At 58.2% G+C, this 13400-nt stretch carries 14 protein-coding genes and 1 tRNA gene; 6 read left to right on the top strand and 9 right to left on the bottom strand.

Annotated features, from left to right (window positions below):
* Positions 1–170: 170 nt before the first annotated feature.
* The 8 genes from ychF to N018_RS20470 all read right to left on the bottom strand — a co-directional run bounded on the left by ychF (position 171) and on the right by N018_RS20470 (position 7091).
* Complete coding sequence (ychF, locus tag N018_RS20505; RefSeq protein ID WP_024645459.1) at positions 171–1271, bottom strand: redox-regulated ATPase YchF; 1101 nt, start codon at positions 1269–1271, stop codon at positions 171–173.
* A gap of 21 nt (positions 1272–1292) precedes the next feature.
* Positions 1293–1877 (bottom strand): aminoacyl-tRNA hydrolase, encoded by a 585-nt coding sequence (pth, locus tag N018_RS20500; protein ID WP_024645458.1) that lies wholly within the window; start codon positions 1875–1877, stop codon positions 1293–1295.
* A gap of 163 nt (positions 1878–2040) precedes the next feature.
* A complete protein-coding gene (locus N018_RS20495; RefSeq protein ID WP_025390600.1) occupies positions 2041–2652 on the bottom strand; it encodes a 50S ribosomal protein L25/general stress protein Ctc in 612 nt (203 codons plus the stop codon).
* A gap of 138 nt (positions 2653–2790) precedes the next feature.
* Positions 2791–3732 (bottom strand): ribose-phosphate pyrophosphokinase, encoded by a 942-nt coding sequence (locus tag N018_RS20490; protein ID WP_003317125.1) that lies wholly within the window; start codon positions 3730–3732, stop codon positions 2791–2793.
* Between the two features lie 45 nt (positions 3733–3777).
* Positions 3778–3852, bottom strand: a tRNA-Gln gene (locus N018_RS20485).
* A 38-nt stretch (positions 3853–3890) separates the two neighbouring features.
* Entirely contained in the window at positions 3891–4739 is an 849-nt protein-coding gene (ispE, locus tag N018_RS20480; protein ID WP_024645456.1) for a 4-(cytidine 5'-diphospho)-2-C-methyl-D-erythritol kinase, read from the bottom strand.
* Between the two features lie 2 nt (positions 4740–4741).
* The gene (lolB, locus tag N018_RS20475; protein ID WP_025390599.1) at positions 4742–5359 is read right to left on the bottom strand and encodes a lipoprotein insertase outer membrane protein LolB; all 618 of its coding nucleotides are present in this window, start codon (positions 5357–5359) and stop codon (positions 4742–4744) included.
* Between the two features lie 4 nt (positions 5360–5363).
* Positions 5364–7091 carry a tetratricopeptide repeat protein gene (locus N018_RS20470; protein WP_080265724.1) on the bottom strand — a complete coding sequence of 576 codons (1728 nt, stop codon included), beginning with the start codon at positions 7089–7091 and terminating at the stop codon, positions 5364–5366.
* A gap of 226 nt (positions 7092–7317) precedes the next feature.
* Here N018_RS20470 and hemA point away from each other — a divergent pair, with 226 nt between their 5' ends.
* From hemA to N018_RS20440, 6 genes are all read left to right on the top strand, one after another.
* Complete coding sequence (hemA, locus tag N018_RS20465; RefSeq protein ID WP_024645453.1) at positions 7318–8595, top strand: glutamyl-tRNA reductase; 1278 nt, start codon at positions 7318–7320, stop codon at positions 8593–8595.
* On the top strand, positions 8592–9674 hold the full coding sequence (prfA, locus tag N018_RS20460) for a peptide chain release factor 1 (protein ID WP_025390598.1): 1083 nt from the start codon (positions 8592–8594) through the stop codon (positions 9672–9674). The genes hemA and prfA overlap by 4 nt, the downstream gene beginning before the upstream one ends.
* Positions 9675–10508: a peptide chain release factor N(5)-glutamine methyltransferase gene (gene prmC / locus N018_RS20455; RefSeq protein ID WP_025390597.1), complete on the top strand. Its 834-nt coding sequence runs from the start codon at positions 9675–9677 to the stop codon at positions 10506–10508.
* Positions 10502–11272, top strand: a complete 771-nt coding sequence (locus N018_RS20450; RefSeq protein ID WP_195757152.1) for a molybdopterin-synthase adenylyltransferase MoeB — start codon at positions 10502–10504, stop codon at positions 11270–11272. Before prmC ends, N018_RS20450 begins: the two co-directional genes overlap by 7 nt.
* On the top strand, positions 11265–12080 hold the full coding sequence (gene murI / locus N018_RS20445; protein WP_025390595.1) for a glutamate racemase: 816 nt from the start codon (positions 11265–11267) through the stop codon (positions 12078–12080). Before N018_RS20450 ends, murI begins: the two co-directional genes overlap by 8 nt.
* Positions 12081–12198: 118 nt before the next feature.
* Positions 12199–12717 (top strand): acyloxyacyl hydrolase, encoded by a 519-nt coding sequence (locus tag N018_RS20440; protein WP_024645448.1) that lies wholly within the window; start codon positions 12199–12201, stop codon positions 12715–12717.
* A 357-nt stretch (positions 12718–13074) separates the two neighbouring features.
* Here N018_RS20440 and N018_RS20435 read toward each other — a convergent pair whose 3' ends face one another.
* Positions 13075–13389, bottom strand: coding sequence for a YkgJ family cysteine cluster protein (locus N018_RS20435; protein ID WP_032606082.1), 315 nt, complete (start codon positions 13387–13389; stop codon positions 13075–13077).
* Positions 13390–13400: the final 11 nt, after the last annotated feature.

Genomic DNA, 13400 nt, shown 5'->3' with positions numbered 1-13400 from the left:
GATATTTTACATAGAAACATACGTATCCCCAGCAAAATAATTTTGGGGTGCCCGCGATCGTGAAACCTGTTTCATCAAGCCGAGGCATTAAAACGCAAAAGCCCCAAAGAATGGGGCTTCTGCGCTAAGGGACCTGCTCTCTGGAGGTTCCCCTGAATGCTGCTTGTGGCTTACACATTAAACCTGAAATGCATCACATCACCGTCTTTAACGATGTATTCCTTGCCTTCCAGACGCCACTTACCCGCTTCCTTGGCGCCGGCTTCGCCCTTGAACTGGATGAAGTCGTCATAGGCCACCACTTCGGCGCGAATAAAGCCTTTTTCGAAGTCGGTGTGGATCACGCCAGCGGCCTGTGGTGCGGTAGCGCCGACGCGGACGGTCCAGGCGCGGACTTCTTCAACGCCTGCGGTGAAGTAAGTCTGCAGGTGGAGCATTTCATAGCCTGCGCGAATCACGCGGTTCAGGCCGGGTTCTTCTAGGCCCAGGGCTTCGAGGAACATGTCTTTCTCTTCGCCGTCATCCAGCTCGGCGATTTCTGCTTCGATCTTGTTGCAGACCGGTACCAGCATCGCGCCTTCTTCTTCGGCGATGGCACGGACCACGTCCAGCAGCGGGTTGTTCTCGAAGCCGTCTTCGGCGACGTTGGCGATGTACATGACCGGTTTGGTGGTCAGCAGGTGGAAGCCACGAATGACGGCTTTGTCGTCATTGCTCATGCGCTTCATCAGGCTGCGTGCCGGCTTGCCTTCGCTGAAGTGTGCAATCAGTTGCTCGAGCAGGCCTTTCTGGACCACTGCGTCCTTGTCGCCGCCCTTGGCGTTACGTGTGACCTTTTGCAGTTGCTTTTCGCAGCTGTCGAGGTCGGCGAAGATCAGCTCCAGATCGATGATCTCGATGTCGCGCTTGGGGTCGACGCTGTTGGAAACGTGAATCACGTTTTCGTCTTCGAAGCAGCGCACTACGTGGGCGATGGCGTCAGTCTCGCGGATGTTGGCGAGGAACTTGTTGCCCAGGCCTTCGCCCTTGGAGGCACCTGCCACGAGGCCGGCGATGTCGACGAACTCCATGGTGGTTGGCAGGATGCGCTTCGGGTTGACGATGGCTGCCAGGGCCGCCAGACGCGGGTCGGGCATCGGCACGATACCGGTGTTCGGCTCGATGGTGCAGAAGGGGAAGTTCTCGGCCGCAATACCGGATTTGGTCAGGGCGTTGAACAGGGTGGACTTGCCGACGTTAGGCAGGCCGACGATGCCGCAATTGAATCCCATGGTGTTTCCCCTCGAGTGATGTCAGGCCTTCTGGCTGTGCAGGTTTTTCATCGCCCGGTTCCATTCACCGGCGAAGATATCCGGCAGCACGCCGAGGGCAAAGTCGATACTGGCGTCCAGTTTTTCCTGTTCGGCGCGTGGCGCTCGACCCAGGACAAAACCGGATACCTTGCTGGCATCGCCCGGGTGGCCAATGCCAAGCCGCAAGCGATGAAAAGTGTTCTGGTTGCCGAGCTGCGCGATGATGTCGCGCAGGCCGTTATGACCGCCATGGCCGCCGCCCACTTTGAGTTTGGCAACGCCCGGAGGCAGATCAAGTTCGTCATGCGCCACCAGAATCGACTCGACCGGAATCCGGTAGAAACCGGCGAGTGCCGCGACGGCCTGGCCGCTGCGGTTCATGTAGGTGGTGGGAATCAGCAGACGAACATCCTGACCCTGATGCGTGAAGCGTCCGGTCAGGCCGAAGAATTTGCGCTCGGGAACGAGATTGACTCGTTGCGCCGCAGCAATACGCTCAACGAAAAGAGCCCCTGCGTTATGCCGGGTCTGTTCGTATTCAGCACCTGGATTTCCCAGGCCCACGATCAGTTGTATGGCGGTCACGACAGGGGCTCTTCCTTTGGAGTTGGGGTTAGACCGCTGGCGACAGCGGCAATGTGGACGAAAACTGCTCATTTACCATGATGTAAACTCCGCGATCCCGCCCGCTTTGCCTGCTATCGCTCGCGGTGTTTCCTGAGCAACTCCGACGTTGCCAAGTAAATGATTACTCGGCAGCGCCTTCTTCTTTTTCGTCAGCTTCGTCAGCGACTACACGTGGTGCGTGGACGTTGGCGATAGCCAGGTCGTTGCCGTGTGCCAGTGCAACGAACTCGACGCCTTTAGGCGCTTTGACGTCGGACAGGTGAACGATCGAACCGATTTCCAGAGCAGACACGTCTACTTCGATGAACTCAGGCAGATCTTTCGGCAGGCAGGAAACTTCCAGTTCGGAGGTAACGTGCGAAACTTCGCCGCCTTTCTTGACCGGAGTTTCTTCACCGATGAAGTGGACAGGTACGATTGCGGTCAGTTTCTGACCAGCAACAACGCGTACGAAGTCAGCGTGCATCACGTGGCCTTTGGCCGGGTGACGTTGCAGTGCCTTGATGATGACGTTTTGCTTGGTGCCGCCAACATTCAGCTCGATGATGTGGCTGTAAGCCGCTTCGTTTTCGAGCAGTTTGGCAACTTCTTTGGCCAGCATGCTGATGGACTCAGGGGCTTTGTTGCCACCGTAGACGACAGCTGGAACCAGGCTGGCGAGACGACGCAGGCGGCGGCTCGCACCTTTCCCCAGGTCGGAACGCTGTTCTGCATTCAGGGTAAATTCGTTCATGTTGTATCTCCAAATTAACCACATCCGCCGTTGCGTTTGCGACCAGCGCTAGGACGGTATGGGCAAAAAAGCCCCGCCCTGACCGGATGTCAGGGCGGGGCGCTTTTCGTCAGCGGGATGCAGGTCAAGGGCGAACCCTTAACGGAACATCGCGCTGATCGATTCTTCGTTGCTGATGCGGCGAACCGCTTCGGCGACTACCGGGGCAATGTCCAGTTGACGGATACGGCCACAAGCTTGAGCCGCGGCGGACAACGGGATGGTGTTAGTGACCACCAGTTCGTCCAGCACGGAGTTTTCAATGTTTTCGATCGCCCGACCCGAAAGCACAGGGTGTGTGCAGTAGGCAAAGACCTTGGCAGCGCCATGCTCTTTCAGGGCCTTGGCCGCGTGGCACAGAGTGCCTGCGGTATCGACCATGTCATCAACCAGAATACAGGTACGCCCTTCGACATCACCGATGATATGCATCACTTCGGAGTGATTGGCTTTCTCGCGGCGCTTGTCGATGATCCCGAGATCGACGCCCAGGGATTTGGCAACAGCACGTGCACGCACGACGCCACCGATATCCGGGGAAACGATCATCAGGTTTTCAAAGCGCTGGTCTTCGATGTCGTCCACCAGAACGGGGGAGCCGTAGATGTTATCTACCGGAATATCGAAGAAACCCTGAATCTGGTCAGCATGAAGATCAACCGTGAGTACACGATCGATTCCCACCACGGTAAGCATATCGGCAACGACTTTCGCGCTGATAGCAACACGTGCGGAGCGCGGACGGCGATCCTGGCGGGCATAACCAAAGTAAGGAATCACAGCAGTGATTCGGGACGCTGAGGAGCGGCGGAAGGCATCAGCCATCACGACGAGTTCCATCAGGTTATCGTTCGTCGGAGCGCAGGTCGGCTGAATGATGAAGACGTCTTTACCGCGGACGTTTTCATTAATCTCAGTGCTGATTTCGCCGTCGGAAAATTTTCCAACAGAAACATCACCCAGTGGGATATGCAGCTGACGTACTACACGCCGAGCGAGATCGGGGTTGGCGTTCCCCGTAAAGACCATCATCTTGGACACGCGCAGTACCTAGAGGCTGAGGGTAACCTGGATGAGTATAGAAAATGGCAGGGGCGGCTGGATTCGAACCAACGCATGGCAGGATCAAAACCTGCTGCCTTACCGCTTGGCGACGCCCCTGTAATTGAATCAATCGAGTGTTTTGCACTCAATTCCTGCTACAGAATTTGCAGCTTGCGATGCAACATCGAGATGTTACTTCCTTTCGCTACGAACCCCGTAAGGGTCTCTGCAAGAAGGGCCGAGACTTTATCAGCTTCAGCTTTGTTTGGGAAGGCCCCAAACACACAACTTCCAGTTCCGGTTAATTTTGCTTCGGTAAATTTACCTAACAAATTCAAAGCGTTACGTACTTCCGGGTAACGCCTCTCTACAACCGCTTTACAGTCATTTCGACTGTTTCCCTTGGGAACGGGGCGCACTTTAATGGGCGGAGTGTCGCGTGTCAACAACGGATCTGAAAAAATTTCTGCTGTACTTACAGCGACTTGCGGCACGAGCACCAAATACCATGGTTCTTCAGGGTTTTCCGGGGTCAGTATTTCACCGATACCCTCAGCAAACGCTGCACGGCCACGCACAAAAACAGGTACGTCGGCACCCAGCGTCAGGCCCAGCGCGGCGAGACGATCTTCATCCCAACCCAGTTGCCACAAATGATTCAGGCCGAGCAGGGTAGTGGCCGCATCGGAACTTCCACCACCGATGCCGCCGCCCATAGGCAGGCGTTTTTCCAGCCAGATGTCCATGCCCAGCGTGCAACCTGACTGTTGCTGCAGGGCGCGGGCAGCTTTGACGATCAGGTTACTGTCATGGGGGACGCCGGGGACGTCGGTCTGCAGACGGATTTCGCCGTCCTCGCGAACGGCGAAGCCCAGCTCGTCGCCATGATCGAGAAACTGAAACAGGGTTTGCAGTTCGTGGTAGCCGTCAGGACGACGCCCAAGAATGTGCAGCATCAGGTTTAACTTGGCCGGGGCAGGCAGTACCAGTTGTGGCGTACGCATGCTTATTGCCCCAGTTTGCGAGGCTGCCAGTCCTTGATGACCAGTGTGACGTCGAGGTCCTGACCGTGCAGCTTGATGCGCTCAGGCAGCCAGTAGCCGTTCTGTTCGACATAACTGAGGTATTCCACCTGCCAGTCATCCTGAATCAGGCTCGCCAGGCGGCTGTCGCCATCCAGCGTCACGCTGCTCTTGCTGTCGGGGGCGGGCAAGCCGCGGACCCACCACACGAGATGCGAAACGGGCAGTTTCCAGCCCAGTTGATCCTGCAGCAGCGACTCCGGTGTCGCGGCCTCGTAGCGACCCTGATTGGCCACTTCCAGTGCCACGGCACCCGGCCGGCCGGTCAGTCGCGCAGCGCCCCGGCCCAGCGGACCGGACAGGCGAATATCGTAGTAGTCCTGGCGCTGTAGCCAGAACAGGGTGCCGCTGCCGGAATCCTTCGGCGCACGAATACCGACCTTGCCGTTGATCTGCCAGCCATCGAGGCTGCTCAATTGCTGTTTATGTTCGCGCCATTGCGCGGGATCGCCCTTGCCCTGAACGGCTTCGCGGGAAGTGAGTCCGGCGCAGCCGGTGAGCAGGGCGATAAGGCTGAATACGATTACGTGGCGCAAAAACATAACGTCAAAGGTTCTCTGATCCGGTCAAGCGCTGCAGGGTGCTGCGCAGAATAGGGCTGTCGGGTTGCTGTTCCAGGGCTTTTGCCCAGACTTTACGGGCTTCGCGCTGCTCGCCCTTGGCCCACAGTACTTCGCCCAGATGCGCTGCTACTTCATGGTCGGGAAAGCGCTCAAGGGCCTGACGCAGATAGCCTTCGGCGGCGTCCAGATTCCCCATGCGGTAGTTCACCCAGCCAAGGCTGTCGAGTACTGCTGGATCATCGGGGTTGATCTTGTGGGCTTTCTCGATCAGTGCTCGGGCTTCTGCGTAGCGGGTCGTGCGGTCCGAAAGGGTGTACCCCAGCGCGTTCAGCGCCATGGCGTTTTCCGGTTCGCGCTTGATGATGGTGCGCAGGTCTTTTTCCATCTGGGTCAGGTCATTGCGCTTTTCAGCCAGCATGGCCCGCGTATAAAGCAGATTGACGTCGTCCGGATATTGCTTGAGCGCCTGGCTCAGGACCTGCCAGCCACGATCCAACTGATCATTGCTGGTCAGCGTCTCGGCTTCGATGAGGTACAGCTGGATTGCGTAATCCGGCTCTTCGGCGCGCGCTTCGGAAAGCCGTTTGGCGGCTTCCGCGCCGTTGCCATTGCTGACCAGAATATCGGCCTGGCGCAACTGCGCGGCGAGATAGTCCGGCCCCGGGCCGACTTGAGCGTATTCATTAAGCGCGCTTTGCGGGTCCTCGCGCTCCTCGTGAATGCGGCCCAGATTCAAATGCGCCGAATCCACATGCGCGCCTCGGGCAATCAGTTCTTCGAGGTAACCTGCTGCTTCATCCCAGGCCTTGGCTTCGAGGCAGACCAGTGCCAGCGAAAAGCGCAACTCGTCGTCATCGGGGTACTGCTGCAAAAGCGCAGCGAACTGTACTTTGGCGTCTTCCATGCGGTTCTGTTCGACCAGCATGCGCGCATACGTCAGGCGCAGGCGCTTGTCGTCCGGGTACTTCTTGATGCTTTTTTCCAGCAGGGGCACCGCTTCCTTGCCGCGATTCATGCTTTGCAGCAAGCGTGCGTGCAACAGAATAGGCGCGACTTCGCCTTCTTTCGGCGGGTTGTCTTCAAGCAGCTTGAGCGACTGCTCGGCGTCGCCGTTCTGCTGGAGCAGCAGCGCCTTGCCGAAAATCAGCTGACCGTTGTTGGGGTATTTACCCAGCAGTCGGTCGAAACTTTTAAGCAGGCCATTGCGGGTGTCCGGGTCGGTTTCCGCCGCGGACAGTGCGAGGAAGTCAAAATGGGTATCGCCCTGGCCTTGCAGGACTCTCTCCATGTACACCAGAGAGTCGTCATAACGCCCGGCACGTGCCAGCTGGATCGCAGCGGCGCGTTGTGCCTCCAGATTCTTCGGATCGTTTTTTGCCCAGATCAGCGCTGTTTGCAGTGCAGACTGATCCGCGCCCATGTACTCGGCAATACGGTAGGCACGCTCCGAAACGCCAGGGTCCTGAGTCTTGATCGCCTGGGTCACGTAGTTATCCAGCGCGATATCGAAACGGTTGCGCTGGCCAGCCAGCTCCGCGCTCAACAGGCTGACCAGGGTGTCCTGAGTGAACGAGCCGTACACCTGCGGCTTGGCTTCAGGCGCGGGAGGTGCATCTTTCTGGGCTGTCACGGGTTGCGACGTAGCGGGGGCCATGGACTGGCAGCCACCTAGAAAGGCAAGAGCTAGGAACAACGCGGAGGATCTATTCATATATAAGAAGGGCGGCTTACCTGCGGTGTGAGCATCATGACACAAGGCTGTCGGCAAAACCCACAGCCGTCGGAAAAACTGATGCAATGCTGATGTTTGCTGCGTTGCCGGCCTCAAAGCGCTGCCGACAACGTGCGATTGTAGTGGGACAATAATATGCGGTGGTTGTTCTGAACCTATCGAAGTAGGACAATTACCGGCTTCATGTCACCACTTGCGACCCTGAATGGCCTTCCTTGCACTCGGTATCAACCATAAGACCGCCTCGGTCGACGTTCGCGAGCGTGTGGCATTTACCCCGGAACAGCTGGTCGAGGCGCTGCAACAGCTGTGTCGCCTGACCGACAGTCGTGAGGCTGCGATCCTTTCGACATGCAATCGCAGCGAACTGTACATCGAACATGATCACCTCGCGGCCGACAGCATTCTGGCCTGGCTTGCCAATTACCATCACCTCAGCCTGGAAGAGTTGCGCGCCAGCGCCTATGTCCATGAGGATGATGCGGCAGTGCGTCACATGATGCGCGTGGCGTCGGGGCTGGACTCGCTGGTGCTGGGCGAGCCGCAGATTCTCGGTCAGATGAAGTCCGCGTATGCCGTTGCCCGCGAAGCCGGAACGGTCGGGCCATTGCTCGGTCGCCTGTTTCAGGCCACATTCAGCGCCGCCAAACAGGTGCGCACAGACACCGCAATCGGTGAAAACCCGGTTTCAGTGGCGTTTGCCGCAGTCAGCCTTGCGAAACAGATTTTCAGCGACCTGCAACGCAGTCAGGCGTTGTTGATCGGTGCAGGCGAGACCATTACTCTGGTCGCCCGGCACCTGCATGACCTTGGCGTCAAGCGAATCGTGGTGGCTAACCGAACGCTGGAGCGTGCCAGCATGCTCGCCGCCGAGTTTGGTGCGCATGCGGTGCTGCTCTCGGATATTCCTGCTGAACTGGTCAACAGCGACATCGTTATCAGCTCCACCGCCAGTCAGTTGCCGATTCTCGGCAAGGGTGCGGTGGAAAGTGCGCTGAAACTGCGTAAGCACAAACCTATTTTCATGGTCGACATCGCCGTACCGCGCGACATCGAACCGGAAGTCGGCGAGCTGGACGACGTTTACCTGTACAGCGTCGATGATCTGCATGAAGTAGTGGCAGAAAACCTCAAGAGCCGTCAGGGTGCGGCACTGGCTGCCGAACAATTGGTCAGTGTCGGTGCCGAAGACTTCATGTCGCGCCTGCGCGAACTGGCGGCGGTCGACGTATTGCGCGCTTACCGTCAGCAGAGCGAGCGGTTGCGCGACGAAGAATTGAGCAAGGCGCAGCGCATGCTGGCCAACGGCAGCAATGCCGAAGAGGTGCTGATCCAGCTGGCACGCGGGCTGACCAACAAATTGCTGCACGCGCCCAGTGTGCAACTGAAGAAGCTGTCTGCTGAAGGTCGCGTGGATGCGCTGGCCATGGCCCAGGAACTTTTTGCCCTCGGTGAGGGCTCGACGGATAAACCCCCGCAATGAAAGCTTCACTGCTCAATAAGCTGGATGTACTCAGCGACCGTTTCGAGGAACTGACCGCGCTGCTAGGCGACGCGGAAGTCATCAGCGATCAGACACGCTTTCGCGCTTATTCCCGTGAGTACGCCGAGGTGGAGCCGGTTGTTGCGCTCTACACGCAGTTGCTCAAGGTGCAGGGCGATCTTGACGGCGCACAGGCTCTGCTCAAAGACAGCGACCCGGACATGCGCGAAATGGCTGTCGAGGAAGTGCGCGAGACAAAACAGCAACTGGTCGAGCTGGAAGCTCAATTGCAGCGCATGCTGCTGCCCAAGGACCCGAACGACGGTCGCAACGTGTTTCTGGAAATCCGTGCGGGAACCGGCGGTGATGAAGCCGCGATCTTCTCTGGCGACCTGTTTCGCATGTATTCGCGTTATGCCGAGCGACGTGGCTGGCGGGTGGAAGTACTCTCCGAAAACGAGGGCGAGCACGGCGGTTACAAGGAAGTCATCGCGCGGGTCGAGGGTGACAGTGTTTACGGCAAACTGAAATTTGAGTCTGGCGCGCACCGTGTACAGCGCGTGCCCGAGACCGAATCCCAGGGCCGCATCCATACGTCGGCCTGTACCGTTGCGGTCCTGCCGGAGCCTGATGAGCAGCAAGCGATCGAAATCAACCCGGCCGACCTGCGCGTCGACACCTATCGTTCGTCGGGGGCCGGTGGTCAGCACGTCAACAAGACTGACTCGGCGATCCGTATCACTCACTTGCCATCGGGCATCGTTGTCGAGTGTCAGGAAGAGCGTTCGCAGCATAAGAACAGAGCCCGGGCAATGTCCTGGTTATCTGCCAAACTGAATGATCAACAGACCAGCGCGGCTGCCAATGCCATCGCCAGTGAGCGCAAACTGCTCGTCGGGTCGGGTGATCGTTCGGAGCGTATCCGCACGTACAATTTTCCTCAGGGGCGAGTGACGGATCACCGTGTCAATCTGACCCTGTACTCGCTGGATGAAGTGCTGGCGGGCGGAGTTGATGCAGTGATAGAGCCGCTACTCGCTGAATATCAGGCTGATCAACTTGCGGCACTGGGTGATTAAATGACCATCATCGCAAGTGTGCTAAGAAGCGCCGAGCTTCCCGATTCACCCACTGCACGGCTTGATGTCGAACTGCTGCTCGCGGCAGCACTGGGCAAACCACGCAGTTTTCTGCACACCTGGCCCGAGCGCATCGTCAGCACTGAAGCTGCAGTGGCATTTGCAGGCTATCTGGAACGTCGACGCAAGGGTGAGCCGGTGGCTTACATTCTCGGTCAGCAAGGCTTCTGGAAGCTGGACCTTGAAGTCGCGCCGCACACGTTGATACCGCGACCGGAGACTGAAATGCTGGTCGAGGCGGCGCTGGAATTAGTGCCCGCTTTTGCATCTGCTCAGGTGCTGGATCTTGGCACCGGGACCGGTGCAATCGGTCTGGCATTAGCCAGCGATCGCCAGCAGTGGAAGGTGACTGCGGTCGACCGTGTGGCTGAAGCCGTTGCGCTGGCCGAGCGCAATCGACAGCGCCTGCAACTGAACAATGCCGAAGTCTTTGAAAGCCACTGGTTCAGCAGCCTGCAAGGTCGCCAGTTCGATCTGATCATCAGCAATCCGCCCTATATCTCCGACACTGATCCGCATCTGGCGGCCGGTGACGTGCGTTTCGAACCGAGCAGTGCGCTGGTCGCCGGGGCCGATGGGCTGGACGATCTGCGGACGATCATCGAACAGGCGCCTGCCCATCTGAATGCGGAAGGCTGGTTGTTGCTGGAGCATGGTTATGATCAGGGCCCTGCCGTGCGCGAGCTGCTGATTCGCCAGGGCTTCGAGCGCATCCAGACCCGACGCGACCTGGGCGAGCACGAGCGCATTACCTTCGGATGCAAGCCGTGCTGAGTGATCAGGAACTGCTGCGCTACAGCCGGCAGATTCTGTTGCAACATGTCGACATCGACGGCCAACTGCGACTCAAGCAGAGCCGTGCGCTGGTCGTGGGCGTGGGTGGGCTTGGATCGCCAGTGGCTCTTTATCTGGCCGCTGCCGGGGTGGGCGAGCTGCACCTGGCGGATTTTGACCATGTTGATCTGACCAATCTACAGCGCCAGATCATCCACGATACGCCAGGCATCGGTCTTTCCAAGGTCGACTCGGCCATGGCTCGACTCAGCGCAATAAATCCTGAAATCACCCTGATTGCCCATCGTGCGGCACTGGACGCGGACTCACTGAACGCGGCGGTAAATGCTGTGGATCTGGTGCTCGATTGTTCCGACAACTTCGCCACGCGCGAGGCGGTCAATGCGGCCTGCGTTGCGGCGCGCAAACCATTGGTCAGCGGCGCAGCGATCCGTCTTGAGGGCCAACTGTCGGTTTTCGATCCGCGTCGTGACGACAGCCCTTGCTATCACTGTTTGTATGGCCATGGCAGCGAAGCCGAATTGACCTGCAGCGAAGCCGGTGTCATCGGGCCTCTGGTGGGGCTGGTCGGCAGTCTGCAATCGTTGGAAGCCTTGAAGATCCTGGCCTGTTTCGGCGAGCCGATGGTCGGGCGCCTGTTATTGATCGATGCCCTCAGCACCCGTTTTCGTGAGCTGAAAGTCAAACGCGATCCGGCATGCAGCGTGTGCGGTCCGGCAAACGGGCAGCGCGGGCATGCCTGACATCCACATGAGCCACAGCAGCGATGCGCCGGTCGGGATCTTTGATTCCGGGGTGGGCGGGCTTTCCGTGCTGAATGAAATTCGCCAGTTATTGCCCAGCGAGTCGCTGTTGTACCTGGCGGACTGTGGGCATATTCCTTATGGCGAGAAAAGCCCTGAATTCATCATTGAGCGCTGCCTGACAATTGCCGGTTTTTTCCGCGAGCAAGGCGCCAAGGCGCTGGTCGTCGCTTGCAATACCGCCACCGCTGCGGGCGTGGCGCATATTCGTCAGCGCTATCCGGACTGGCCGATTGTGGGCATGGAGCCTGCGGTAAAACCTGCGGCCGAGGCCACGCGCAGTGGTGTGGTCGGCGTGCTGGCGACCACCGGGACACTGCAGAGCGCCAGATTCGCGGCACTGCTGGATCGTTTTGCCAGCGACGTGCAGGTTGTGACGCAGCCTTGCCCCGGGCTGGTCGAACTGATCGAAACCGGCGATCTGACCAGCCCGCAGATTCGTGAGCTGTTGGCGCGCTATGTCCAGCCTTTGCTGGCAGCGCGCTGTGACACCGTCATACTGGGCTGTACGCACTATCCGTTTCTTAAGCCGCTGCTGCGAGAAATGCTTCCCGAATCGGTCACCCTGATCGATACCGGCGCTGCGGTGGCGCGTCAGTTACAGCGTCTTTTGTCCCGCTCCGATCTGCTTGCAGGCGGTCCTGCGCGGGAGACTTTGTACTGGTCTAGTGGCATACCGGACAATTTCAGAAAAATCCTACGTTTTCTGTCGCAAAGTGCTGGCAATGTGAGAAGCTTCCGTTTGTAAAAAAAATGTGAAAAAAGGCGTTTCGAGGCTGAACTTACCTTGTGCCGCTGGCTTCTATAATTGCGGTTAACGAATTCCAACACTTTCTTACAAACTCATACAATTTAGGACGTTTCTCATGAAGAGACTCTTTTGCCTGGCCGTGCTCTCGGCCCTTATGGCAGGCCAGACTTCACTGGCGCAGGCCGACGGCGTTGAATTTTCGGTTGGGCAGACCGGCGAGTCCACAATGACTTATCGCCTGGGTGTTCAGTTCGACTGGGACAAAACCTGGTTGCAAAGCGACATTGGCCGTCTGACCGGTTATTGGGACGGCGCCTACACCTACTGGGATGGCAAGGACTACAAGGATAACCACAGCCTGTCGTTCTCCCCGGTTCTGGTGTACGAGTTCGGCAACAGCAGCGTGAAGCCTTACGTCGAAGCGGGTATCGGTGTTTCGGTGTTCTCCAACACTCAGGTTGAAGATCGCAAGTTCGGCTCGGCATTCAACTTCGAAGACCGCATCGGTTTCGGCCTGCGCTTCGCTGGCGGACATGAAGTCGGCATCCGTGCCACTCATTACTCCAACGCCGGCATCAAGCAGCCTAACGACGGTATCGAAAGCTACGCTTTGCATTACAAAATGCCGTTCTGATTTGATCGACTCTGGTGCGGCACAACGTCATACCTGGTCTATAGCTACTGCCAACGGGTGCTTTTTCTAACGCGATGGCACTGACGACACAGATTGCGACGTAAGTGACGGCTGAGTCCTGGCGCTGATCCGGGGGTAGCCTGGCAGGACGCCAGGCTAGCCGCACCGGGCCATGGATGGCCCGTTGCGGCGGCCCCCGGATCAGTGTCAGGGCGAAGGAACCCGACGAAGTCGGGCCGGAAACAGGAGCGGGGACTTTGCCTACTTTGGTCCTTCAAAGTAGGGCGCCGTAAGGGCGCAAAGGTGACCTGAGTCGAAGACAGGTATAACTGCGTTCGCAGGAACGATAGTGATGAATCAAAGATAAGCCGTCGCAATCCCCTTGCGTTCGTTCAGGCAATCTTCTGCTCCGGCTTCGAACTCACGACAGATCAAGGGACGCTTTTCATAGATCGTGCACATCATGGTGTTGCGATCCAGCGCTGCGCACCAGCCGTCATCCAGCCGCAACATGACCTCGCCACCCCATTCGTCGTTATCGATATAGCGCTCGGGCACGCCCGTGTCGGTGATCAGCATCACTTCCAGTTGGCAGCAGCAGGCCGCACAGGTTGAGCAGGTGACTTCCGTTTCGCTGTGAATATCGGCGAGCGGAATAAGTGTGGCGTCCAGAGCGGGTCTCC

The organism is Pseudomonas syringae CC1557 (genome assembly GCF_000452705.1).
Lineage (GTDB): Bacteria > Pseudomonadota > Gammaproteobacteria > Pseudomonadales > Pseudomonadaceae > Aquipseudomonas > Aquipseudomonas syringae_F.
The sequence above is the reverse complement of the archived record's forward strand: the minus strand, read 5'-3'. Positions and strand labels throughout refer to the sequence as shown.